This is a genomic window from Flavobacterium sp. xlx-214 (genome assembly GCF_013874595.1).
Classification (GTDB): Bacteria; Bacteroidota; Bacteroidia; order Flavobacteriales; family Flavobacteriaceae; genus Flavobacterium.
Genome location: NZ_CP059431.1, coordinates 2,165,982 through 2,190,746 on the forward strand (window position 1 = coordinate 2,165,982; position 24,765 = coordinate 2,190,746).

At 33.3% G+C, this 24,765-nt stretch carries 22 protein-coding genes; 17 read left to right on the forward strand and 5 right to left on the reverse strand.

The window, feature by feature from the left end; all coding sequences use genetic code 11:
• The first annotated feature begins 82 nt into the window (after window positions 1-82).
• From H1R17_RS10120 to H1R17_RS10155, 8 genes are all read left to right on the forward strand, one after another.
• The gene (locus H1R17_RS10120; protein ID WP_163430978.1) at window positions 83-940 is read left to right on the forward strand and encodes an RteC domain-containing protein; all 858 of its coding nucleotides are present in this window, start codon (window positions 83-85) and stop codon (window positions 938-940) included.
• 284 nt (window positions 941-1,224) lie between these two features.
• Entirely contained in the window at window positions 1,225-1,539 is a 315-nt protein-coding gene (locus H1R17_RS10125; RefSeq protein ID WP_163430979.1) for a helix-turn-helix domain-containing protein, read from the forward strand.
• A 75-nt stretch (window positions 1,540-1,614) separates the two neighbouring features.
• A complete protein-coding gene (locus tag H1R17_RS10130; RefSeq protein WP_163430980.1) occupies window positions 1,615-3,087 on the forward strand; it encodes a DUF3945 domain-containing protein in 1,473 nt (490 codons plus the stop codon).
• Window positions 3,088-3,090: 3 nt separating this feature from the next.
• Window positions 3,091-5,163 (forward strand): type IA DNA topoisomerase, encoded by a 2,073-nt coding sequence (locus H1R17_RS10135; protein WP_163430981.1) that lies wholly within the window; start codon window positions 3,091-3,093, stop codon window positions 5,161-5,163.
• 208 nt (window positions 5,164-5,371) lie between these two features.
• Entirely contained in the window at window positions 5,372-5,740 is a 369-nt protein-coding gene (locus tag H1R17_RS10140) for a hypothetical protein (protein WP_163430982.1), read from the forward strand.
• A 15-nt stretch (window positions 5,741-5,755) separates the two neighbouring features.
• On the forward strand, window positions 5,756-6,532 hold the full coding sequence (locus tag H1R17_RS10145; RefSeq protein WP_163430983.1) for a GLPGLI family protein: 777 nt from the start codon (window positions 5,756-5,758) through the stop codon (window positions 6,530-6,532).
• A 419-nt stretch (window positions 6,533-6,951) separates the two neighbouring features.
• A complete protein-coding gene (locus tag H1R17_RS10150) occupies window positions 6,952-7,725 on the forward strand; it encodes a GLPGLI family protein (protein WP_163430984.1) in 774 nt (257 codons plus the stop codon).
• Between the two features lie 19 nt (window positions 7,726-7,744).
• On the forward strand, window positions 7,745-10,411 hold the full coding sequence (locus H1R17_RS10155) for a TonB-dependent receptor (RefSeq protein WP_163430985.1): 2,667 nt from the start codon (window positions 7,745-7,747) through the stop codon (window positions 10,409-10,411).
• Window positions 10,412-10,460: 49 nt separating this feature from the next.
• On the opposite strand, the gene H1R17_RS10160 is transcribed toward H1R17_RS10155, so the two are convergent.
• Window positions 10,461-10,637 (reverse strand): histone H1, encoded by a 177-nt coding sequence (locus H1R17_RS10160; protein WP_163430986.1) that lies wholly within the window; start codon window positions 10,635-10,637, stop codon window positions 10,461-10,463.
• Window positions 10,638-11,504: 867 nt separating this feature from the next.
• Here H1R17_RS10160 and H1R17_RS10165 point away from each other — a divergent pair.
• Window positions 11,505-11,681, forward strand: coding sequence for a DUF6252 family protein (locus H1R17_RS10165; RefSeq protein WP_163430987.1), 177 nt, complete (start codon window positions 11,505-11,507; stop codon window positions 11,679-11,681).
• A gap of 599 nt (window positions 11,682-12,280) precedes the next feature.
• Here H1R17_RS10165 and H1R17_RS10170 read toward each other — a convergent pair.
• Window positions 12,281-13,627 (reverse strand): amidohydrolase, encoded by a 1,347-nt coding sequence (locus tag H1R17_RS10170; RefSeq protein ID WP_163430988.1) that lies wholly within the window; start codon window positions 13,625-13,627, stop codon window positions 12,281-12,283.
• Between the two features lie 207 nt (window positions 13,628-13,834).
• On the opposite strand from H1R17_RS10170, the gene H1R17_RS10175 reads away from it, so the two are divergent.
• The 4 genes from H1R17_RS10175 to H1R17_RS10190 all read left to right on the forward strand — a co-directional run bounded on the left by H1R17_RS10175 (window position 13,835) and on the right by H1R17_RS10190 (window position 17,293).
• Window positions 13,835-14,515, forward strand: a complete 681-nt coding sequence (locus tag H1R17_RS10175; RefSeq protein WP_240453316.1) for an ankyrin repeat domain-containing protein — start codon at window positions 13,835-13,837, stop codon at window positions 14,513-14,515.
• Between the two features lie 2 nt (window positions 14,516-14,517).
• Window positions 14,518-15,729: an amidohydrolase gene (locus H1R17_RS10180; RefSeq protein WP_163430989.1), complete on the forward strand. Its 1,212-nt coding sequence runs from the start codon at window positions 14,518-14,520 to the stop codon at window positions 15,727-15,729.
• 87 nt (window positions 15,730-15,816) lie between these two features.
• A complete protein-coding gene (locus H1R17_RS10185; protein WP_163430990.1) occupies window positions 15,817-16,302 on the forward strand; it encodes a DUF4822 domain-containing protein in 486 nt (161 codons plus the stop codon).
• 133 nt (window positions 16,303-16,435) lie between these two features.
• The gene (locus H1R17_RS10190) at window positions 16,436-17,293 is read left to right on the forward strand and encodes an AraC family transcriptional regulator (protein WP_163430991.1); all 858 of its coding nucleotides are present in this window, start codon (window positions 16,436-16,438) and stop codon (window positions 17,291-17,293) included.
• A gap of 86 nt (window positions 17,294-17,379) precedes the next feature.
• On the opposite strand, the gene H1R17_RS10195 is transcribed toward H1R17_RS10190, so the two are convergent.
• Window positions 17,380-17,556 (reverse strand): histone H1, encoded by a 177-nt coding sequence (locus H1R17_RS10195; RefSeq protein ID WP_163430992.1) that lies wholly within the window; start codon window positions 17,554-17,556, stop codon window positions 17,380-17,382.
• 432 nt (window positions 17,557-17,988) lie between these two features.
• Here H1R17_RS10195 and H1R17_RS10200 point away from each other — a divergent pair, with 432 nt between their 5' ends.
• From H1R17_RS10200 to H1R17_RS10215, 4 genes are all read left to right on the forward strand, one after another.
• Entirely contained in the window at window positions 17,989-18,147 is a 159-nt protein-coding gene (locus H1R17_RS10200) for a lmo0937 family membrane protein (protein ID WP_163430993.1), read from the forward strand.
• Between the two features lie 346 nt (window positions 18,148-18,493).
• Entirely contained in the window at window positions 18,494-19,000 is a 507-nt protein-coding gene (locus H1R17_RS10205; RefSeq protein WP_163430994.1) for a pyridoxamine 5'-phosphate oxidase family protein, read from the forward strand.
• 445 nt (window positions 19,001-19,445) lie between these two features.
• Complete coding sequence (locus tag H1R17_RS10210; protein ID WP_163430995.1) at window positions 19,446-19,997, forward strand: lipocalin family protein; 552 nt, start codon at window positions 19,446-19,448, stop codon at window positions 19,995-19,997.
• Between the two features lie 154 nt (window positions 19,998-20,151).
• Complete coding sequence (locus H1R17_RS10215) at window positions 20,152-22,272, forward strand: catalase (RefSeq protein ID WP_163430996.1); 2,121 nt, start codon at window positions 20,152-20,154, stop codon at window positions 22,270-22,272.
• Between the two features lie 313 nt (window positions 22,273-22,585).
• Here H1R17_RS10215 and H1R17_RS10220 read toward each other — a convergent pair whose 3' ends face one another.
• Window positions 22,586-23,347 (reverse strand): TIGR03915 family putative DNA repair protein, encoded by a 762-nt coding sequence (locus H1R17_RS10220; RefSeq protein WP_163430997.1) that lies wholly within the window; start codon window positions 23,345-23,347, stop codon window positions 22,586-22,588.
• Complete coding sequence (locus H1R17_RS10225; RefSeq protein WP_163431299.1) at window positions 23,347-24,606, reverse strand: putative DNA modification/repair radical SAM protein; 1,260 nt, start codon at window positions 24,604-24,606, stop codon at window positions 23,347-23,349. Before H1R17_RS10225 ends, H1R17_RS10220 begins: the two co-directional genes overlap by 1 nt.
• Window positions 24,607-24,765 lie beyond the last annotated feature (159 nt).

Sequence of the window (24,765 nt, forward strand, 5' to 3'; positions counted from 1 at the left end):
TATAGCACTAAAAACTATGGTTTTTAGGTATTTTTTTGGAAAAGATCCACCCCCTTTGAAACTAATCTAAATTTAATACTTCATGGAACAACGTATTTATGAGGACGTGCTTTCTCGGCTAATAACTAAGGAGCAGCGTATCCTACTAAATTCATCTTCTATTATTGAAGAGTCTTATCAAATGACCTTGTTTCTCAAAGAAATGCTAGGTGATTTAAAACAGATTATAATGGTTAATGGTTTTACAAGTGAAAAAGATGAAATTACATTCTTTAAACAGGTAAAACCTCAAATTTTAGGTAAATTAATTTTTTATAACAAACTCTACCGCATCGAAACTTCTTGTCCTGCTTCAAATGGTAAGTTGTTTGTAAAATATTTTTCTTCTCAGATTGATAAGCTACTGCGTAATTGTAAGGAATATACAGAGAGATCTGAATTTTATCGTTATTACAAATCGGGGCGTACTGATCGAGATGCTTATTTCTTTAAATTGGGAAATATTGATTTTTATGAAGGCTTAAACAGCGTTGTTTTTGAAATTGATCCGCTTTTTTCTACTTACTACGATTACAAAATTGCCCGATTTGTTTCAGATGATTTGCTTTATAATTACTTAATGACCAGATTGCAACCTGATGATTATAATAATACGCTTTGTGAGAATCAATTGCAAACGATTCCAAAAGATTTGCTTTGGACTAATTCTAAAAGTGCCCTAATAGAATTGGTATATGCCTTGCATGCCTCTGGTGCTATTTCGAATGGTAGAATTGGTATATCTAAAATTGCTTTGCTTTTTGAAGCGATGTTCAGTATTAAATTAGGTGATTTACACCATTCGTTTCATAGAATGAAGGATCGATCTGGAAGTAAAACTTCTTTTCTAGACCAACTAACAACCAATTTAGAAAAATACATGCACAAAGATTTGGATTGATTTTTTTGTATTTAATATATGCCTCTAGAACTGTTTTTTTATATTGTTTTTCTAGGGGCATTTTTGTTGGTTTTAAGTTTTTGATTTCATTTTTAGGGTACTTTTTGTGCATTTTCTTTCTTTTTTTTGATTTTTATTTGACTTTTATGGGTACTTCTTGGCATCTACTTGGCGAATTACACTTTTTCTTATGCTCAATTTTGCTCTGTGAAACAATACCATCTGTTGTAATTTTTGTATGATTTTATCGTGTACTTGTTCTAGGATGGTTTTAAATAATTACGATGAATATAGACAGAACTGAATTTATTGCATGGATGAAACGCATCATGCAACGCTTTGACATCTTGGACGAAGTGTGTAAAACAAAAAATAATCGTCTTGAAGTAGTAGACGGTGAAGAATTACTGGATAATCAAGATCTTTTGCTTTTGCTTAAAATAAGCAACCGCTCTTTACAACGCTACCGCTCTAATGGTAAATTACCTTACTACAGTATTAGTGGAAAGATTTACTACAAACGCTCAGACGTGGAACAGGTAATACGCGAAAGCTATTCTCGATCGGTGGGTGACCGAAAGAAAAATAAGGAAGGCTAAGGTCTTGTACTGCCAAATTATGATGGTTGAATAGGTTAAGTGGTTAGTTTGGGTGTTATTTTAAAATAGGTACTCATGAATGATGAAACAATTGCGAACCAACCTACTGCAAATGATAACGACGTTTTGCTGGTGCAACAGAAGCAAGATAAAGATGTTCAAGCAGTAAAAGGAGTGGATGCAGATGGTAATCTTAAAACTGTTAAGCCACTTAAGAAAAATCAAAACCAATTTATGCGTGTTGATAAACACGGGGATGTTTTTTCAAATTTCTTTTCCAACTTTTTAAGCCAGCTTAAAGATCCCTCTTCTTTTTCCTTTTTTAGAGTACCAGTAGAACAAGCTACTACTATTCCAAATAGAAAGAAAGAAGGAGAAGAGGAATTGTTTCAGAAGGAAATGGAAAAGTACGCCGTAACATCTCAGAATAACAGAAATAGTATAAGTAATCAAAATTCAAATAATATGGAAAATACACAGAAAACAGCAGAAAGTGGTACAACTACACAGTACCGTTATGATCCTAAAAAAATTGATTGGGAAATGATGTCGGATATTGGGCTAAGTGAAAGGGAACTAGTAGAAAGAAAGATGCTTGATCCTTTGTTAAAAGGCTACAAAACAAATGAATTGGTGCCACTGGTATTGCGCTTGGGTGCAACGGAAGCTAGAATGGATGCCCGTTTGTCTCTTAAAACAAATGAAGTGGGCGATGTTGTAATTGCTATTCACGGCATCAGAAAAGAACCTAATCTGAAATACCCTTTGTTTGGTCATGAGTTTACTAGTGAGGATAAAAAGAATCTTTTGCAAACAGGAAATATGGGAAGGGTGGTAGATATGATACATCCAAGGTCTGGAGCGGTAATTCCTTCTATTGTTAGTGTTGACCGTCTAACGAATGAAGTGGTGGCACTGGCGGTTGATAAAATCAAAATTCCTGAAGAAATTAAAGGGGTAAAACTAGATGATGCTCAAAAACAAACGTTGTCAGAGGGCAAACCTCTCTATTTGGAAGGCATGATTTCTAAGAAAGGTACTGCATTTGATGCTACTGTACAGTTCAATGCAGATAAAAGATATGTGGAATTTTTGTTTGATAAAGGGGTATCTAATAAGCAAACAGTTACTGAAGTAGTAGCTGCAAAAAATGAGGAGAAACTAGCTCCTCAGATGTTTAGAGGTAAAGAACTTAGTAAGGAACAGTATGATAAATTCAAAGCTGGTGAAACGGTATATGTAGATGGTCTTGTAGATAAGAAAGGACAAACCTATCAGGGGTACATCACTTTTAATCAGGATACGGGAAAAACCGAATTTGCTTTTCCTGGTCAGTTGAAGGAAAGAGCCAAGCCTGCAGAAGATTTTAAAACGCAGGTTGCTGTTAATTCGGATGGAAACACTAATGAAAAAACTAAAAAAATGAAGGAACCACTACAATCTTCTCAGGATGGTCCTAAAAATCAGGTGCAAAAATCGATGCAAGAAACCCAGAAAGGGTCTGATGATAAGTTAAAAGTAGAGAAGAAAAGAGGTAGAAAAATCTAAGTTATGAAGACGGTAATAGCTGAAAAACCAAGTGTGGCAAGGGAGATTGCTTCACTATTAGGTGCTGAAACAAAAAATGAAGGGTACTTCTCAGGAAATGGTTTTTTTGTAACGTGGGCATTTGGGCATTTGGTGGGTTTGGCAATGCCTGATGATTATGGCATCGCAGGCTTTAGTAAAGAGGTACTTCCTATTCTTCCAAATCCTTTTGTTTTAACGCAAAGAAGGATAAAACAAGGAAAGGAGTGGATCCCTGATAAGAATGCTATTAGACAATTAAAGGTTATTAAAAGTCTTTTTGAAAAGAGTTCTGATATCATTGTTGCAACAGACGCTGGTAGGGAAGGAGAACTTATCTTTCGATACATTTATGAGTTTGTTGGTAGTAATAAACCTTTTCAACGTTTATGGATCAGTTCTCTTACAGAAAAAGCAATTAAAAAGGGCTTTGAGAATCTTATCGACGGTTCCGAATTTAATGGTTTGTATCACGCTGCAAGAGCCAGAAGCCGTGCAGACTGGTTAATTGGTATTAATGCTTCACAGGCACTTAGTGTTGCAGCGGGTAATGGAATTTATTCGCTAGGTCGTGTACAAACGCCTACTTTGGCTTTGGTTTGTAAGCGGTTTTTAGAACATCAAAACTTTGTTGTAAAGCCTTATTTTCAAGTGGAACTTCTATTTAATAAAGAATTTATCTCGTTTAAAAGTGTTTCCAAGAATAAGTGGGAAACTAAAAAGGATGCGCAACAAGCGTGGAACTCAATCGAAAGAAATGGATCAGCGGAAGTGGTAAATGTAGATTCTCGTATGGTTACAGAACAACCACCTTTGCTTTTTGATTTAACGTGTTTACAGAAGGAAGCTAGTAAACTACTGAATTTGTCTGCCGATGAAACCCTTAAGATAGCCCAACTACTTTATGAAAAACAGTTTATTACCTATCCTAGAACAGGTAGCAGGTACATACCAGAAGATGTTTGGGAGGAGATACCAAAGTTAGTCAATGGATTAGGTGTGCGTAAAGAGTATGCTGAGGTTATTACTTCATTAAAGTTAGGGAGATTGAATAAACGAATAGTAAATGACTTACGTGTTACAGATCATCATGGATTACTCATTACAGATAAAATTCCGTCTGCTTTATCAGCTAAAGAAAATGCAGTATATCATTTAATTGCTTCTAGATTATTGGAAGCGGTTTCGGAAGTTTGTGTGAAACAAATAACAGATGTTTCTTTGGAGGCACTACACTATGAGTTTGGTTTAAGAGCAAGTAAAATAATTGAAACAGGATGGCGTGCTGTTAAAGGATCTTTTGATGAAAGCGACTCGGATGCTCATCTAATGGAACTACCGGTATTGAAAATAGGTGATGTTCTTCGAATCAAATCAGGAAGCATCTTAGAAAAGCAAACAAAGCCACCAGCTCTTTACACAGAAGCCTCTCTTTTATCAGCAATGGAACAAGCGGGCAGAGATGTTGAAAATTTGGAAGAACGTGCTGCTTTGAAAGAAATTGGTATAGGAACTCCCGCTACTAGGGCTACCATTATTGAAACTTTGTTTTCACGTGCCTATATTGTGAGAGATAAAAAAGCACTGATTCCTACAGATAAAGGATTAGAGGTATACCAATTGGTTAAAGAGTTTAAAATTGCAGATATAGGAATGACAGCTAAATGGGAGGTTGCACTTCAAAGAATTGAAAATAATGAAATAGATGATGTTCGTTTTTTAAAAGAGATGGAAGAAGATACTTTGTTGATTACAAAAGAATTGCTAGATCTTAAATTTGAAAGAGAAAAATTACCCCATCTAATATGCCCAAAATGTAAGTGTAGTTCTGTAGTAATTCAAGACAAAATAGTTAAGTGTACCGATTTATCTTGTTCGTGGATACAATATAGGTTGGTATGTGGTGTTACGTTAAGTATTGCTGATATTGAAAGCCTTATTAATTCAGGAAAAACTTGTTTGATTAAAGGGATGAAAAGTAAATCAGGCAAAAGTTTTGAGGCTTATATTGTTTTAGATGAAAATGGGAAAAGTTCATTTAAGTTTGTTAATAATTGAAGTGTAGGGTATTTTGAATATTTTTTTTAACATTTGCTGTAGCTACACTACCTTAAAGGTTAAAGTTCAAAAAAACATGTGTTTTTATTACCTTTTTTGTTAATATTACTATATCAAATCATTGCGCAAGATGTGGTAGTAGGCAAAATTTGTAACAGCTACTTAAAATACACTGTAAACAAATTCAAACCAAATTAATTTAATTATTATGAAAAAATTTATTTTTAGTGCATTAGCTTGCGTAGCTTTTGCAGGAAGTAGTTTTGCTTCGAATGAAATTGTTAATTGCAAACAGTTAAATAGTGTTGAATTGCAACTTAACTCAGAAGATATTAACTTAGTAAATGAGAATTTTATTATTAAAGAACAGTTAGTAGTTAATAATGGACTTTGTGAGATTGTAATTTTAGTATTTGATAGAGGTGGAAATTTAATCGATGCTGTAAGTAGAAAAAGTGCTAATGTATCGGCAGATTGGTGTGCTAACTCATACAATAGAATGTTGGATATGATGAAACAAGATTATAGTATAGAGGATTATGATTTTAAAGCTGGATATGGTCATACTGCTTACTAATTTTACCATCATTAAATGAAAGCAAATAAATTTTATTTACTATTAGTACTTGTAAATTTAATTTCATATACATCCATTTCGCAAGATATGGATGTATATTATACATGTTACTATGACACAGGAATGCCAAAAATTATGCCTGCAACATTACAAATTAAAGACCACATATCAATATTTGAGGAACATTTTGATGAAAGCAAAGAATGGAACAATGGTAAGGATATATTTAAAAACTTAAATTTAAGCCATGTAGAATATTACAGTAAAAAAAATAAAAATAAACTTAATGGCTTTATTAAAAGAGATTTAAAAAAGAAAGAAATATTTTTAATTGATTTTATTGGTACTAAAGATTTCTTAATTAAAGATAATTATATAGAATTAACTTGGAATATTTTATCTGAAACAAAAAATATTTCTGGCTTTGCCTGCCAAAAGGCAGAAACAACTTTTAGAGGATTAAAATGGATCGTTTGGTTTGCTCCTGAATTACACACGAATTTTGGACCATGGAAATTATACGGACTTCCGGGGCTTATATTAGAGGCTTATGATAATAACGAAAAATATCGTTTTGTAGCAGAAAAGATTATTATGAATAGTACTTCAAGTTTATATTTTCCTGATAAAGACTTGTCTGTAATTTCTATTGAAAAGGTAGTAGAAGGCAAGATTAAAAGAAGAGAAGCTCTTAATGCATATATAACAAGAGGTGAAATAAATATCAGTGATCAATACAAAGTTGAAACAATGGAGCCTATATACGAATGGGAAGAAGCAGTGAAAAAGTAAAACCATAATTAAAACATGCCAAAACACTTATAATCTTATTACTTTTCGTATTAACAACCGTTTCTTTACAAGCCCAAACCGTTTGTAAAGATACGGTTGTTAACGTAAATAAAGAACCTGTAGCCAACGCATCGGATTTAATAAAAAATACCGACGACAACATACTACAATTTGGCTTTACCAACGCGCAAGGTGCTTTTAATTTTGTTACTGAAACCGAAGTTAGCTTTGTGGTTGAGGTAAACAAAATCAAATTATTAAATTACAACTTTAATAGATAGCTAATAGCTTACCAAAAGCATATACAACAAACCAGTAGATAAAGTACGGGTATGATGCAATTATATTAAAAAGATGATTTAAATTTTTACTTAAGAAAGAATATTTTTTATCTTTCTTTTATTTAGTGAATCAATATTATGAACAAAACACTTTTAGTACTACTTTGTTTTTGTTGCCAAATGGTATTTGCGCAAACAAATGATTACAAAATTACTTACAAACGTTTTGAAGGTAATCGTAAAAGAGATGCTGTTTTATATGTAAAAGAAAATCAGCCAACAGTAATGCACGATATTATTACATCTACGGTACCTATTAAAGTAATTAAAGACACTACTTATATTAATGAAAATGGAGCTACAGTCTGGAAATCAGGAAGTGGTTCTACAGATTATAGTAAATTCTCTGATGAATATCTGAAGGTAGATCATTCTAAAAATAAAATAGAAATGATTAGAGATATTAGCAAGAAATTCTTTTTAGTTACTGATGAATTAAATTATAAGTGGAACATAACCAATGAAACCAAAAAGATTAAAGAGTACACTTGCTATAAAGCGACCACTACTTTTAGGGGCAACAACTTTGAAGTGTGGTTTACACCCGATATTCCTATAAATGCTGGTCCTTGGAAATGGTATGGTTTGCCTGGGCTAATTGTAGAAGCTACTGATACTGATAAAAGCGTTGTTTTTAAACTTGAAAAAGTAGAAAAGCTAATTGGAGATGTACCTTTTCCTTCAGAAAAATTAGCTAAGATTACTCTACAGGAGTATTTTAAAAAGGGTAAGGAGGCGGATGATGCTTTTATGGCACAATTAAATGATCGAAATGTAAAAGTTACCAGTACTGTTATTGGAAGATTTGGTTTAGAACGAGTGTACGAATGGGAAGATGAAGCTAAAAAATAAAAAAAGCCTAATAAACTACATGCTAAAAACACTTATAACCTTATTACTATTCGTATTTACAACGGTTTCTTTACAAGCCCAAACCGTTTGTAAAGGTACGGTTGTTAACGTAAATAAAGAAGCTGTAGCCAATGCGTCGGTTTTAATAAAAAATACCGACGATAACATACTGCAATTTGGCTTTACCAACGCACAAGGTGCTTTTAATATTACTACCGAAACCGAAGGCAGCTTTGTGGTTGAGGTGAATAAAATGGGGTTTAATAAACAGCAACAACCTTTAACCATAACCAAAGATAAAAAAGAATATACGTTTACGTTTACTTTAGAAGAAAGCAATGAACAGCTAGAAGATTTAGTGATAGAAATTGACAACCCCATACAACAACGAGGCGATACTTTAGTTTACGATGCCAAAGCTTTTAGTACGGGGCGTGAAGTAGTGGTAGAAGATTTATTGAAAAACATACCAGGCATTACCGTTGAAAAAGACGGTAAAATTAAGTTTGAAGACACCGAAATTGAAAAGGTAATGGTTGATGGTGATGACTTTTTTAACCGTGGCTATAGCTTGCTTACTAAAAACATGCCCAACAAACCGTTAGATAAAGTACAGGTATTGCGTAATTACAGCAATAATAAATTGTTAAAAGGTGTCGAAGAAAGCAACAAAGTAGCTTTAAACTTAACGGTTGACGAAGCTTATAAAGATTTATGGTTTGGCGATATTTCTGCAGGTTATGGTTTGGTAAGTGAAAACCGTTACGATGTTTCGGGTAACTTAATGAACTTTAGTAAAAAGTATAAAAACTTTTTAACTTATGGCTTAAACAATGTTGGCGCTGATAGGGTAGGATCGTTAGAAAATATGTTTAACAATAATTACGAGATAGAATCTATTGGTGATGCCAGTCAACTATATACTTTAATGGGGTTAAGTGGTGGCAGCGCAGGGCAGTTAAAAGACCATAGAACCCGTATTAACAATGCCGAACATGTTTCCTTAAGTACTATTGTACCTGTTACCAATAAACTAAAGGTAAAACTGGTTGGTTTTTTAGGTGGCGATGAAAGCTATGCCTTCAACAACCGTTACAGCGTTACCAATGTAGGCGAAACGTATTTTGAGAATTCTGAAAACAATCAATATAAAAGTCATTTAAAAACAGGATATGTTAATTTGTTGGCTACTTACGATGTTTCTGCAACGCAAATGCTGCAAATAAGTTCAGTATACAATCAGGGAAACACCAATAATACCAACGATTTAACTTTTAATGGTACCAATACCTTAGAAAAGTTAGCAACAAAGAATACTTTTTTCGATCAAAAACTTACCTACACTCACAAATGGAAAGATAAAAATGTGGTGTTGCTAAAAGGTCGATTCTTTTCAAATAAAATGCCTCAAATTTATCATATCAACGATTATTTAATGGGCGATTTGTTTGCTTTTGATGCCGATGCTATGAATAATGACATTAAAAACAATAAAACGTTTGCCGGTTTAGAAGCCGATTTTAAACTAAAACAAAAAAACGATGATTTAATTGAATTTCAGGTAGGGTATACACATAACCAGCAAACAATGAATACGGTGTTGAGTTTGTTTGATGATGCAATAGCTTTTCATCCCAATGATTTTCAAACCGATAGTTCGTTTACCTTAGGCGATTTTTATGCAAAAAGTGGTTATACATGGAAATGGAAAACCTTTAAAGTTACGGGGCGTGCCGAAGCCCATCAATTGTTTAATCAGTTTACCACTTTAAACTCCAACAAAAAGCAAAATCCGTTTTATGTGAATCCTTCAGCATTTTTTACATGGGATGTTACGCCAACAAATGTTTTTAGTGGTTCGTATATGGTTAACTTCAATAACACCTCGTTTGTAGATGTAAACGATACCTATTTGTTAACTTCATCACGTTCCTTTTCAAAAGGTTTGGGCGCTTTTAAGTTAACCGATTACCAAATGGCTAACTTAGGGTATAGCATTCGTCATTACTTGAACCGTTACCGTTTCTCGTTTAACTTAAATTACAGTAAACAAAGCAATGTTTTATCAAGCAGAAGTTTAATAGAACAAAATAGCTCGTTATCAGAAAAAGTTTTTATAAAAGGTGGTGATACTTTTGGGGCTAGTTTTTCTTCGAACTTTTATTTTCGCAAGTTAAAAAGTAATGTAAAGCTAGAAGGAAGTTACTCTATGTCTATCTCTTTCAACGAAGTAAATAATTCAGGTTTGCGTAAAAATAATTTCAATAATCAGCGATATAATTTTGAATGGCGTACCAATTTTAAAATACCTTTTAACTTTCATATAGGTACCGAATGGACATTTTCTGAAGTAAAAGCGCCCAATTATAAAAATAATTACACCAACGGCTTTAGCTTTTTAGATGTGTTTTATAAAGTAGATGAACGCATTGATGTAAAAGCAGTAACCGAGTATTATTATTTTGATAGTTTAGAAAAAAATCAACGCCACCATGCCTTTTTAGATGTTGAAGCTACTTACAAGTTAAAAGGCGATAAATGGACGCTTGGTTTACGTGGGAATAATTTATTAAACAAGCAAAATTTTACCACTTATTATGTTAGCGATATAGGCTACAGCAGTACAAGCTACCGTTTAATGCCTCGTTTTGTTTTGTTAAGTGCTAAATACAGATTTAGTTTGTAGGATGAAGAATGAAAATAAAATAATAAAACCCCTCAACAGAGGGGTTTTATTATGCTTTAGAAGCTTCTAATGATGCTTTTCTAAACTCTTTTAATAGTTTTTCTAATTCAAGAGATGTTTTACGTGCTCTTGTTCCTGCAGCTTTGTTACCTTTTTCAACTTGTAATTCGGTATCTGCTTTTAATGTTTCAAAACTTTCGTTTATTTTTTCATTTAATTCTTTCATGATAATTAAGTTTAAAACTTTAAAATGGAATAAAATAGTATTATGGTTATACTACTTTAAAAAACTTTATAAAAAATTGTATTACAGTTTATCTTTTTGTTTTCCTGTAATCTAGAAAGGAATGTTATAGTTCTTTTATGCATTTTCAATATTTAAAACCTTTTTAATTTTAAATAAACCAATTTGATTAAGCTGATAAAAAGTTAATCGGGTAAAAAATTTGAGGCTTATATTGTTTTAGATGAGAATGGGAAAAGCTCTTTTAAGTTTAATAATAATTGAAGTTTAGGGTATTTTGAATATTTTTTTAACATTTGCTGTAGCTACACTACCTTAAAGGTTAAAGTTCAAAAAAACATGTGTTTTTATTACCTTTTTTGTTAATATTACTATATCAAATCATTGCCAAGATGAGGTTGTAGGTATCCTTTTGTAATAGCTATAGAAAATTGTGATTTGTAAATGTTATTAACTATAATTCTTTATATGAAAAAGATATTTTACGTACCCGTTTTAATAGGAAGCCTACTTTTTTTAAGCTGAGAAAAAAATGATGACTTACCCGAAAAAGACCCTGGTAACTTCCAAACCCAATTACCAACAGCAACCACTTACGGTGCGGGTACTTTTGCTTGTTATGTAGATGGTAAGGCCTATATCGCCCAAAAAAATGATATTACAGCATATTATCAATTTTACCAAGATAAATATGGCTTATCTATTAGAGGCAGATGGGGTGATGCTGAATACATACGTTCAATTAGTGTAGAGGGTAATAATAATATTAATTTACTGATTGAAGGGGCTACCTATCCTTTAAGAAAAAGAGGAGTAGGAATTGAATATTATACAGGTGGAGTGTTTTTTATGCCTCAAGGTAATTGGTACAATACCAATGAGCAACAAACCGGAGAGGTTAAAATAACCAAGTTCGATGAAGTGAACGGTATACTTTCGGGTACTTTCTGGTTTAACGTAAAACGCCCCGATGGTACAATTGTAGAAATTCGCGAAGGACGTTTTGATGTTAAATATGCGAGTTAAATAATAAATTAAATCTTATGAAATGAAAAAACTATTACTTTTTGCTTACTTTTTGGTAGGCATGTGATCTTATGTGGTGATTGGGTAACAACAAATGAAATATACAAAGGAGAGTTGAAGATAACGCATTATAATATATTTGATAGAATATTATCAGGTACTTTTTGGTTTGATATTAAACAACTCGAAGGTAAAATTATACAAATACGTGAAGGGCGTTTTGATGTGACTTACAACTAATAATTTGCAGAATATGATAAGACACATCTCTTTATCTAACTAGCTTATAGTTAAAAGGTTATAGATTTCATGACGCAGCAAGACCAAAAAATTGAGTTTTTGCTTCCTTTGATCTTTCGAATCGGAGATTAATTTCATTTAGTCGCTTTGCTGGAGTCATGGCTTCCAAGCTGTTAAATAATGACTTGGACGTAAAGAAGATAAAAAAAACGAAATGTTTTTTAAAGAAAACGGGATTACATAAATTAAAAGTACTTACAACCAAAATAAAATATCAGATCATTTAGCAACATTGAATTAGAAACAAAAAAGGCATTATTCGTTAAATTAATGCCCTAAATGTCGTTTACTATAGTAGATTAATACACTATATTTCCTTGGTGGATTAATGATTTCACGGGTGAAATTCTTGAGATTGCCTCTGCCGAACAGCTTGCCTCGATCAATACAACGTTGGCAGCATCCCCAGCTTTTGGCCATTGCTGATTACCCTTATCGTCTAGCGGTAAAATATCACCTGTTGCCAGTTTTAAACATCTCGATAATTTAAATTCCGTACCATAACCATAAAGCTGTGCCATTACATTCGTTTTCTGTAAAATACTACCGCTTCCCCAGGTATTCCAATGGTCAATAATACTGTCGTTACCCGTCATCACCGTCACGTTGTGTTTGTACAAAGTAGGAATAGGCATAATCAAGCGTCCAAACGGTATTGTAGATACAATCCCAATGCCCGCATCACCCAATTTTGCAGCGACTTCCTCCTGTTGTACTTCTTCTAATCGACCTAAAACAAAAGCATGACTGATAAAGGTTTTGTTCTTTAAGGCTGGATTTTCGTTTACCTTTTTGATTAAATACTCTACTGTTTTTAAGCCTGACGCACCTGATTCGTGCAGATGCAAATCGATTCCTTTATTATGATCCAAAGCCAACTGAACCGTAAAATCCATGGTTTTTTCAATCGCTCCATCGATCGTATAAGGATCTACCCCGCCGATAAAATCAATATCCATTTTCGCAGCTTCTTTTAAATACGAAGCCGAATCTGTATAGAAAACACCATGCTGAGGGAATGCAACTATTTCTGCCCCAAAGCCTTTTTTCTTGTTTTCTAAGGCTTTTTGTAGGTTTTTAAGCGATTGCAATTTCGAAGTAGGCTCAATATTAACGTGATTTCGTGCATAAGAAGTTCCCTTTGATTGCAACAGTTCAATTAGTTTTTCAGCGTGCTCAGTTGATGTTTTCAGCATGTCAGGCAAGATCCGTTGTTCCAACTCAATCATTCCTTTTATGCCACCCGTTCTGTTTCTAACAGCTTGCCACTCTCCACCATAAAACGTTTTGTCTAAGTGGATATGCATGTCTTTAAATGCGGGCAACATCAACAAACCTTTTGCATCAATGGCATCTGCGCGATTTGGATGATTAGCTGTTACACTTTTTATCATTCCGTCTTGAATTTCAACACAGAACAAACCTGTTTTGGTACGAATAACTTCATCAGCATCATACTCAAATCCAGTCTCTAATAAAACGTTCTTTAAAATACAATTTCCCTTCATAGCTGTTTGTTTAGGGTTATTTAGCTCTTCTGCAAAAATAGAATTAGATCCTAATAAACTAGGAACAAATAGTGCTCCCATAAGTCCTAAGCCTGATTTTCTTAAAAAATCTTTACGTGATATAGTTGATTTACTCATAACTTCAAATTATATAGGTCAAAATTAAGAAGCTATTTGTACTTAAAAAGTGTAAAATTCATTCCATCGTTTGAAGTATTTATTACAAAATAGGGACAATCTATATTGTATAAAGTTTGTTTAGGAATAAATAGTTCAAGTATTGTCGTGTATTTTGCAAAAGATAAAATAAATTTAAATAGAAATTTGTCATTATGAATTTCTTAAATGAATAAACGTATGAAAGCAGCATTGTTTTTAATCGCAATGAGTTTGTTTACAGCTTGTGACGCAAAAGAAAATCCTGAAAAAACAGAAATAGTTATGCAGCAAAAAGAAATTATTAGCTGGGTGAACAGCAACAATATGGAAGCCGTAAAGAAAGCTTTAGAAAATGGTGCTGATGTGAATACACAGGATGGAAATAAACGCAACCTGGTATTGATTGCTACCAATAATAAACACGAAGCGATGGCAAAGCTTTTGGTAAAACATGGTGCTGATGTAAATTGGCAGGCAGACAATTTTGATAGTGCCTTTCTATATGCTGGCGCTAGCGGACAAACCGAATTAGTTCGATTGTTTTTAGCAAACGGAGCCCGTTTTGATGTGTTTAATCGTTACCACGGTACGGCATTAATTCCTGTTTGCGAGCGCGGACATGTTGAGACAGTACGTGTATTGGCAAACACAAAAAACTACCCTATTGATCATGTAAATCGCCTAGGATGGACGGGCTTAATGGAAGCGATTGTCTTGGGGAATGGTAGTAAGAAATACCAAGAAATTATTCAAATCCTGAAAGATGCTGGTGCTGATCTTCAAATTCCCGATCACGACGGCATTACGCCTTTGCAACACGCAAAAAGTAGAGGATTCACTGAAATTGTAAAAATCTTATCCAATTAATAATGGAGAATAAATCATATAGTTTAAAAAATGTATTGTTGGAAACGGGCTTTGCATATCAAGACAAAGACGTTGTAAAAACAAAAACCGAACTGTTTTGCGTTGATGTAGAAAACGGTAAAATAAAAAGCATTCAACCAAACAACCCTAATGCACAAGCTATCGATGCCAAAGGACATTTGATGTTGCCTGCCTTTAAAGATATGCACGCACATCTGGACAAGATGTTGTTTGGATTACCTTGGCAGGCTGTTTCTGAAAAAAGAAAAACAGTAAAAGACATGATTGCTTACGAGCAACAGATGATTCCGGTTTGGTTGGAGACTTCTATCGAGCGAACCGAAAAAATGATCGATATGTTGCAAGGCTACGGTACTGATTTTATCCGTTCGCACTTTAACGTTGATCCTACTTCTGGTCTAAATTCATTGAAAAATCTGGAGAAAGCGCTGAACAACAAAAAAGCTACTGCCAATGCCGAGTTGGTTGCTTTCCCGCAACATGGACTGTTTTATACCGACACGCTTCCGTTGATGAAAGACGTCGCACAAATAGATTCCGTAAGTTTTATTGGTGGTGTGGACCCTTATTCGCTAGACGGATCTATCGACAAAGCCATGGGTGCTATCGTACAATTAGCCCTAGATAATAATAAAGGGATCGATGTACATTTGCACGAAATGGGCGAAAGCGGCGTTAAAACCATCGAGTTTTTAATCGATCGTACCTTAGAAAATCCGCAATTGCGCGGCAAAGCCTTTATGAGTCATGCCTTTGCATTGAGCCGACTAAGCACTGTTGAAGCGGAAAAAATGGCGGCTCGTTTGGCTGAAGCAGGTGTTGGTATTGTATCGTCGGTACCTTTTGGCGATATCATCATGCCGATCCCAATTCTTAGAAAACACGGTGTAGAAGTTTTGATAGGAAACGATAATATTCAAGATCATTGGAATACGTTTGGATCGGGAAATATGCTACAAAAAGCCAATTTAATAGCTGAACTGTACGGCTACGGAACAGAATATCATTTGTCAAGAGCTTTAGGCTTTGCCACACGTTATAAAACACCTTTAGACGACCAAGGCAATCAACAGTGGCCTAAGGTGGGCGATGCAGCCGATATGGTTTTTGTGAATGCCAGTTGTTCTGCCGAAGCAGTTTCGCGTATTTCGCCCGTGACATCGTTAATTCACAACGGTAACGTAGTGTTTTAAAGATAAATTATTCAAGCATCAGGATAAAATGAGCAAATATAACAACAGGTTAATATCGAAATTTGCTCAAACAAAAATTCAATCCATATGACAGTAATTAAAAAAATCGTATTCGTCTTAGCCATGGCTGTTAGTACAACCTCTATTATTAGTTGTGATGACAAGGACGAAAACATTACGCAAACAGTTTTAACGCCAAGTCAGATTTTATCAAGCACAGCTTGGGAAACAACCAGCGCTAAAAATGAAGCGGGTGAAAAAGTAGCTTTAAACAATGCAGGTGTAAGTAATTTTGTTGGTTTTGCTTATTTCAAAACAAACGGAAGTTTTACCATGTTTAATTTAGATGATTCTCCTAAAATGCAAGGTGACTGGACTGTTTCTGCCGATGGAAAAACACGTACTATTGTCGCAAAAAACAATGCTGGAGAGACATTATTTACACGTGTCGTAGATATTACGGTGTTAACAACACAAGAATTTACGTATAGAATTTATCCAGATGTGGAGAATAAAGCGAAGTATTTTGATATCATTCACACGCCAACAAATCACAAAGAACCTACAAAATAATTACTTTTTAAAAGATAAGTAATTGTGATTTTGTGACATCGTTAAAAAAGAATTGGCAAGATAGATTTCCTTGTCAATTCTTTTTTTTATAATTTCCCCATAATCCCCAAAAGCAAGTAAATAAGTTGAGGTTATGAATGAAAATCAAGAACAAAAGTATGTGCCTGTTATTGGTATTCAAGAGTTTCGGAAAGAACAAACCGCAGGTCGAAAAGAAGTCGTCTACAATGAACTACTTGGCGAAAAACATATAGAAAAACCGCATAAACATGATTTCTTTATCATCATTTTATTTGATCATGCTAAGGGTACACATTCTATAGATTTTCAAGATTATCCCATCAAGGATAGGCAGATTCATGTTTTATTTCCCGATCAGGTACACAAATGGTACATAGAACCCGATTCCACGGGGTATCAGTTAATGATTGATAAAATCTTTTTCGAACGATTTGCGCCTTACTTCCGTTTTTCTTTTACCAATTACATCAATCATCCGGTGATCTCGCTTACAGAGGATGTTTTTAAATTACTGAAATACGAATTTGAAGCCATTAAAGACGAACTGCAATCAGCACATTCTTTACAAGATATTATCAGTGCGCGTGCTGCTGTTATCGCAGCGATTGTAAGCAAAGTAGCCGAAGATATTTTTACCGATGCCAAAGTTTTCCAGTCAAATCCAAGGCTTGCTAAATTCAATTTGTTGATTGATCAGTTTTTTAAAGACGAAAAGCTAGTTGCTTTTTACGCTTCAAAGCTTAATATATCAGCAAATTACTTAAACATTCTTTGCAAAAAAAATCTAAAAGTATCGGCAACACAATTGATCCAACAACGTGTATTATTGGAAGCTAAACGTATGCTGCAATCTACCGATCTTTCGATAAAAGAAATAGCCTTTGAACTCGGTTTTGTAGATCATGCTTATTTTTCAAATTTCTTCAAAAGCCAAACTAAGTTTACGCCAACAGAGTTTAGAGATCAATAATTTAATGAAGCCTTCGCTTTGGAAATGAATCAAATCATCCATAACCTTTTACTCAAAAAAAAGCCCTTCAAAAAGAAGGGACTAAATTATGCTTTTGAAGCTTCTAAAGATGCTTTTCTAAACTCTTTTAATAGTTTTTCTAATTCAAGAGATGTTTTACGTGCTCTTGTTCCTGCAGCTTTGTTACCTTTTTCAACTTGTAATTCTGTGTCTGTTTTTAATGTTTCAAAACTTTCGTTTATTTTTTCAATTAATTCTTTCATGATAATTAAGTTTAAAATTTTAAACGGCAAAAGTATAAAATGGAACGGTATTAAGGTGTGTTTTTTAAAAAATACTGTTTTAAAATCCTACGGGCATCTTTAGTATCTTGATAGGGTGTTATATACAACAGACGGTCTTGCTTTTTTGGTTTATTAAGATTGAGTTATTTAACCCAATTAAGATGGTTTTTTTAGAGGTTTAGTTTTATTCACTAAAGAAGCTTAACCTTTGAGAGCTTGCAGTTTGTGCAGTTTAACACACTGACATTTATATAAATTAGTTCTTTCTTGTATTGAAAGTAATAGTTGATTATTTTGTGATAATACGAAATTGATTGTTTATTAATATAAATTTTATCAAATTAAAAAAATATACAAATTATATTTGAGAAATATATTTTTTTTAGTGTAACTTTAATGAAAATTAAAGATATGAAAGATATTATATGGTTAATTGCAGTAGTCCTTATTATTTTATGGGCTATAGGTTATTTTGGGTTTGGTGAAGCCGTTGGAAGTTTCATACACATTTTGTTGGTCTTGGCTGTAATAGCCATATTATACAGGTTGTTTACAGGTAACAAACCATAGATGAGACTGTTTGTTCTATGAAAATAAGGAAGTGTGCATTGTAAAAATTGTTTTGTGGGTATTTTTGGAATGTCTTGGTAGTGTTTTGTGATGAATTTATTTAAGAGATGGTTTAAAAGTATATTTTACACATCCCAAATCGTAAACAAACATATTTCTGAATTTTTTCAGAAAGTATTGGGCTCTTTCCATTAAGAGCCCAATTATAATTATCTATTTAATTAAATAATAATTAAATGTCAATATATTACCTTTTTTTATTATTTAATTAAATAGATTAAATTCCTTTTTGATTCTAATATAGAACTAAAATATGTAAATTAAATATCACTGTTAAAAAAAAGCTATGAGTGAGGAAAATTTGAAAAGAAAAGAAGCATTGGAAAAGCTCCAATTGCTAATAAATAAAATAGATATAGGTATGCTATGTACATACCCTACATCTGAAGCATATGTTCATGCCGTTCCAATGAGTAGGCAAGAGGTTGATGAGGAGGGGTGTATTTGGTACTTATTTTCTAAGGATAGCCAAACGTATAAAAATATCAAAGATGATAATAAAGTTAGCATTCAATTTGCAGATATTGGCAATTATACATTTTTAAGTGTTAACGGAAACGCAGAAATTTCTGACGATATAGAGCGCATTAAAAGATATTGGAACAAGTTTGTAGAGGCTTGGTTTGAGAAAGGTATAGATGATCCAAATATACGTATTTTGAAAATTGAAATTAAGGATGCACATTATTGGGATAATAAAACCAATAAATTGGTGACTTTTTTCAAAGTGGCATCTAGTGCCATAACTGGTAAAAACCTTGACATTGGTAGAGAGGGTGCTCTTGATTTATAAAAAAATTAAAAAAATATTGCTGAAAATGGAATGGTTGCACTAAAAAAGCATACAACAAAATTGTTAGATATATTATTCGAAAATTGTAAAAGATGTACTATGTGCCATGAAGTTGGAATTGCTTAAATTTGAATTTACGATGTGAATTTTAGATAAAAATAAATTGTCATTGGAGAAAAACAGAACTATACATAGATGAAATTGTAGCTAAAAATTGTATACAAAGTTATTTATCAAAATATATTGCAACTGAATATCCTAAAAAAGAATCGATATATGCAACTCTTTTAAGTTCATCTCATATTTACAACACAAATAAAAATGCATTTAACGATTAATTATTCCATTTATTTTATAGACATGCAAATTTTTCAATATTTTTTTGTAATTTAATACTTCCCTACATAACATAATAAGTCTTTAATTAACCTTAAATTTATTTTTTATGAATTACAAAAAACTTATTAAACCTATTGCTTTTACAACAGTTTTTCTTTATTCATTAACCTATCTTACGTCTTGTAAAGCAAGTAAAATTCCCGATCAAATTAAGGTAGTTAAACCTTTTGATTCTAACAGCTATTTAGGCACATGGTATGAAATTGCTCGGTTTGATTTTAAACATGAAAAAGATTTAAGCAACGTTACAGCTACGTATACTTTAAAAGAAGATGGTAAAATTAAGGTTGTAAACAAAGGATACAATTTTATAAAAAACAAATGGGTAGAAGCTAAAGGGAAAGCAAAATTTACGTCCTTAAAAGACCAAGGTTCGTTGCAAGTATCTTTTTTTGGCCCCTTTTATTCAGGTTATCATGTGGTAATGATGGAACCTGATTATGAAACTGCATTAGTTTTTGGTGACACGACCGATTATATTTGGATCCTTTCACGTAAGAAAACAATTTCAGAAACCGTAAAACAGAAATTTTTAGCAAAAGCAACAGAAGCTGGTTATGATTTAAACAGAATGGTTTGGACAAAGCAAGATAAATAATCTTTAGCATTAGCGTACATCTTAAAATCAATAATTATAACTTATAAATAATAGTGGCCTTAAAAACGCACTTGGCAGAGTATGCTTTAAATATATTATAACCCTATGGATAAAAAAAATCCTAAAAAGTCAAACCTTGAAAATAAAATTTGCTATGAAAATGAAAACTAATAACAATTCAAAAATTGATCAAATCAATCAACATTTAGTCGATAATACAAATAAGGTATTAACTACTAATGATGGAGTTCCAGTATATGATAACAATAACACCTTAAAAGCAGGTAATCGTGGTCCTTCATTGCAACAAGATCATGTTTATTTTGACAAATTAATGCATTTTGATCGTGAACGTATACCAGAACGAGTTGTTCATGCAAGGGGTAGTGGTGCGCATGGTGTTTTTGAAATGAGCGATGATTTGTCGAAATATACTACAGCGCATTTTTTACAGAAAGGTGTTCAAACCCCTGTATTCGTTAGGTTTTCAACTGTGGCGGGATTCAAAGGTTCAACAGATTTGGCTAGAGATGTTCGTGGATTCAGCGTAAAGTTTTATACGGAAGAAGGAAATTATGATTTGGTTGGAAACAATATTCCTGTATTTTTCATTCAAGATGCTATGAATTTTCCAGATTTAGTACATTCAGTGAAACCAGAGCCCCATAATGAAATGCCTCAAGCTGCATCGGCACATGATACTTTCTGGGATTTTATTTCGCTGATGCCCGAATCGGCGCATATGATTATGTGGGCAATGTCTGATCGTGCAATTCCTAGAAGTTTGCGTATGATGGAAGGTTTTGGTGTACATACTTTTAAATTAGTCAACAAAGAGGGTAAAGGAACTTTTGTGAAATTTCACTGGAAACCAAAACTAGGAGTACATGGCGTAGCATGGCAAGAAGCACAGAAAATATCAGGCTATAACTCTGATTTTCACAGACAAGATTTGTGGGAAGCTATAGATAAAGGAAATTACCCACAGTGGGATTTAGGTGTTCAGTTAATTCCTGAAGAAGATGAGGAAAAATACTCGTTTGATATATTAGATCCTACAAAATTGGTTCCAGAAGAATTAATACCTGTACAGATTGTTGGTACTATGACGTTGAATAGAAATCCAGAAAATTTCTTCGCAGAAACAGAACAAGCAGCATTTGATCCTGGTCGCTTGGTTCCTGGAATTGATTTTTCTAACGATCCCTTATTACAGGGTCGCATTTTTTCCTATATGGATACACAAAACTACCGTTTAGGTGGACCTAATTTCCATGAGTTGCCCATAAATCGCGCTATAAATCAAAAATCCAATAATCAGAAAGATGGTTTCGGAAGACAAGATATTTTAAAAGGAGATGTAAGTTATTTTCCAAATAGCAAAGCTTCAGGCTGTCCGTATCATGCGATGTTGAAAGGAGAAACCGGATTTCAATCACACCAAGAACCTATTGATGCTAAAAAGGTTCGCGAGAGAAGTTCTTCGTTTGCCGATCATTTTTCGCAGGCGCGCTTGTTCTTTCAATCTCAAGCACCACATGAGCAACAGCATATTATCAATGCACTTTCATTTGAATTAAGTAAAGTAAATGATCCGAAAATTCGCGAAAGACAAGTAGCTATTTTGAATCAGATTAATAATGATTTGGCTAAAAAGGTAGGAGAAAATTTAAATATAACACCTGCAAAAGAATTAGATGCGTTAACGCTGAAATTTGCAAGACAAAATCATCCGGATTATCCTATTCAACCTAAAAAAATGGAATTAGACAAGTCGGTGGCTTTGTCAATGGTTGTTAAAGATGGTGAGGGTACTATAGCAACGCGTAAAGTTGCTTTTTTATTAGAAAAAGGAACAACGAAAGCAAGCGTAGATGCTTTAAAAAAAACTTTAGAAGATGAAGGAGCTGAGGCTGTATTGATTGCGCCTAACGTGGGTACTTTTAAATTTAACGAAGGTAATACAGAAGAAATACAACACACATACGACACAGAGGCCTCTGTTTGTTACGATGCAGTATACACACCAGCTGGTGCTGAAGCAGCTTTACAAAACAATCCAGATTATTTTGCTTTCATTAATGAAGCATTTCGTCATTGTAAGGCATTAGCTTTTGCAAATGGTACAGAAGTATTGTTAGAAAAATCTTTTGTAGAAAAAGATAAAGGTGTTGTATTAGAAGTTGAAGATAAAAATTGGGGGGCTAATATGGTAAATGTTATGAAAAAACATCGTGTATGGGAACGTGAAGAAAGCAGGAAAGTCCCTATCTAATATTTCATGATGTACTATTTCATGTGGTAATGGTATTAATTTAAATGATTTTATTATGATTTTACAATTGTCACCTTCAATATATGTTGATACACCTTTAGGAAAAGGGCATTGCATATTTATAATTGATTATGGAATGCATCAAAATTCGTGTTGGGTTGTAGTTTTAGAAAAGAATGGTATTGTAAAACATTTTGACACGAACGATATCATTGTCTGTACAAATTTTACCTATCACATTAATGAAGAAAAAAATTGTTTTGACAAACAACAAAATTATTGAGTTTTATAAAAATCCCCAATTGGGGATTTTTTATTGTTTTTCAACCAAGTACTTCCAATATCTCTTCGGTACATGTTGTAAGTGAAGTTTCATGTTTTTGCGCGCTTCAATATTAGTACTTTTAAAATAGCGTTTCCATAGATTTTGAAACAGTTCGTCGCGTTCGTCTAGAGCAATACTCAAACTTGTAGTACTTAATTCTTTTTGTTCAGAAGCATCTAATGTAATTTCTGAAATTTGATGTTGATTGTAATAAAAGCCGTATTTGCGTTTGGCATCATAAATCATCCAATTTTGGTCGGCGTATCGATCTTTAAAAAACTTTAAGATTAAAGGCAATACATTAAAATCGGGTTCAACAATTGCGTAAAATAAGCCATCGTTGGTTTTACTAAAACGTATGAAAGCTTTCATTCGATGGCGCTCTCTACTCACTTTTTTTAAGGTTTGATGGTAATACAAAACCGCTGCATCTCCAAAATTTTGTAACATATTGGTTTGCCCTTTAAAAAGAGCTATTGCGATATAAAAAACAGCTTTCATAGCATCCACATCTTCAGATAAAAAAGCACGGTAAAAATCGGATGATGTACGCGCGCCGAATTTTTCTTTTAATGCGGTTTGTATGCGCTCGGCTTTATCAACATCGCTAAATATTGATCGTTCAGGCACAAACATATTGGGTTGATGTAATTTCTCAGGAATTGGAACTGCATCCCATTCTTTCATTTCGAAAGCCTCGAAAATACAACATAAAAACCCCTTATAACTTCCATCAAAAATATAAATCATTAGAACAAACTTAGTTGATTTTCAGGAATCGCACTTTTATATTTACTCGATCCCAATTGTAAAATATTTTGTTTTAACTGCGGCGCATACTGAAAGCCAGGCAACACTTTGGTATCGGCACAAATCATAAAATGTTTTACGCGATTAAAAGCGATTCCCATTTTTTTAATTTGATATTCACGCAACAAACCAAACTTCCGGGCTTGAATCATTTTCATAGCCGATTGACGACCAACCCCTGGAATTCGAATCAACATTTCATAACTTGCTTTGTTAACATCAACTGGAAATTGATACAAATTGCGAAGTGCCCAACTTAATTTCGGGTCGATATCTAAATCTAATTCCTGAAATTCAGGGTTTAAAATCTCGCTTAAATCAAATTTATAAAAGCGCAACAACCAATCGGTTTGATATAATCGGTTTTCACGAATCAAAGGTGGTCGTGTTCCTATTTGTGGTAAGTTTTTATTGTCGTTGTTTATTGGAATGTACCCACTGTAATACACGCGTTTTAGATTATAACTTTTGTAAAACTCATTGGCAACCGACATTACCTCAAAATCATTCTCAGGTGTTGCCCCGATTACCATTTGAGTACTTTGCCCAGCAGGTACAAAAGTGGGCGTATGTTTGATGAGTTTTTTTTCGCTTTGAAACGTTTGAATTTTGGTGTCGACAAAAGCCAGTGGTTTACGCACAGAATCGTGATCTTTTTCAGGCGCAACCAATTTTAAACCTTTGGATGTAGGCATTTCTAAATTAATACTCATACGGTCTACATACAAACCTGCTTCGGTAATTAATTCTTCACTAGCTCCCGGTATGGTTTTTAAATGAATATATCCATTGTAGCGATGTTCTAAACGCAATTTTTTTACAATGCGTAACAAGCGTTCCATGGTAAAATCGGCACTTTTAAAAATACCCGAACTTAAAAACAAGCCCTCAATATAATTCCTACGGTAAAAATTCATGGTTAAATCTACCACCTCATCAACCGTAAATGCAGCACGTTTTACATCGTTACTTCTACGACTCACACAAAAGGCGCAATCATAAATACAATGGTTGGTTAAAAGAATTTTTAATAACGATACACATCTACCGTCTTCTGTATAGGTATGACAAATTCCAGAAGAAGATGCATCGCCAATACCTCCCACATTTTTTCGCTTACTACCGCTAGAACTACAACTTACATCGTATTTAGCAGCATCTGCCAAAATCATCAACTTTTCCTCTATTCTCTCCAAAATATTGTCTATCTGAATTTTAAACAAAATTAATACCTTCAAAAATCACTACGTTAAACAAAAACATTTATTTAACGTTTTAATTTTATACTTTAAAAGTATAAAATGCATCTGTCATAAGTTGTCGTTTGAAAATTAAATTTTAATACAGCATTTAAATTA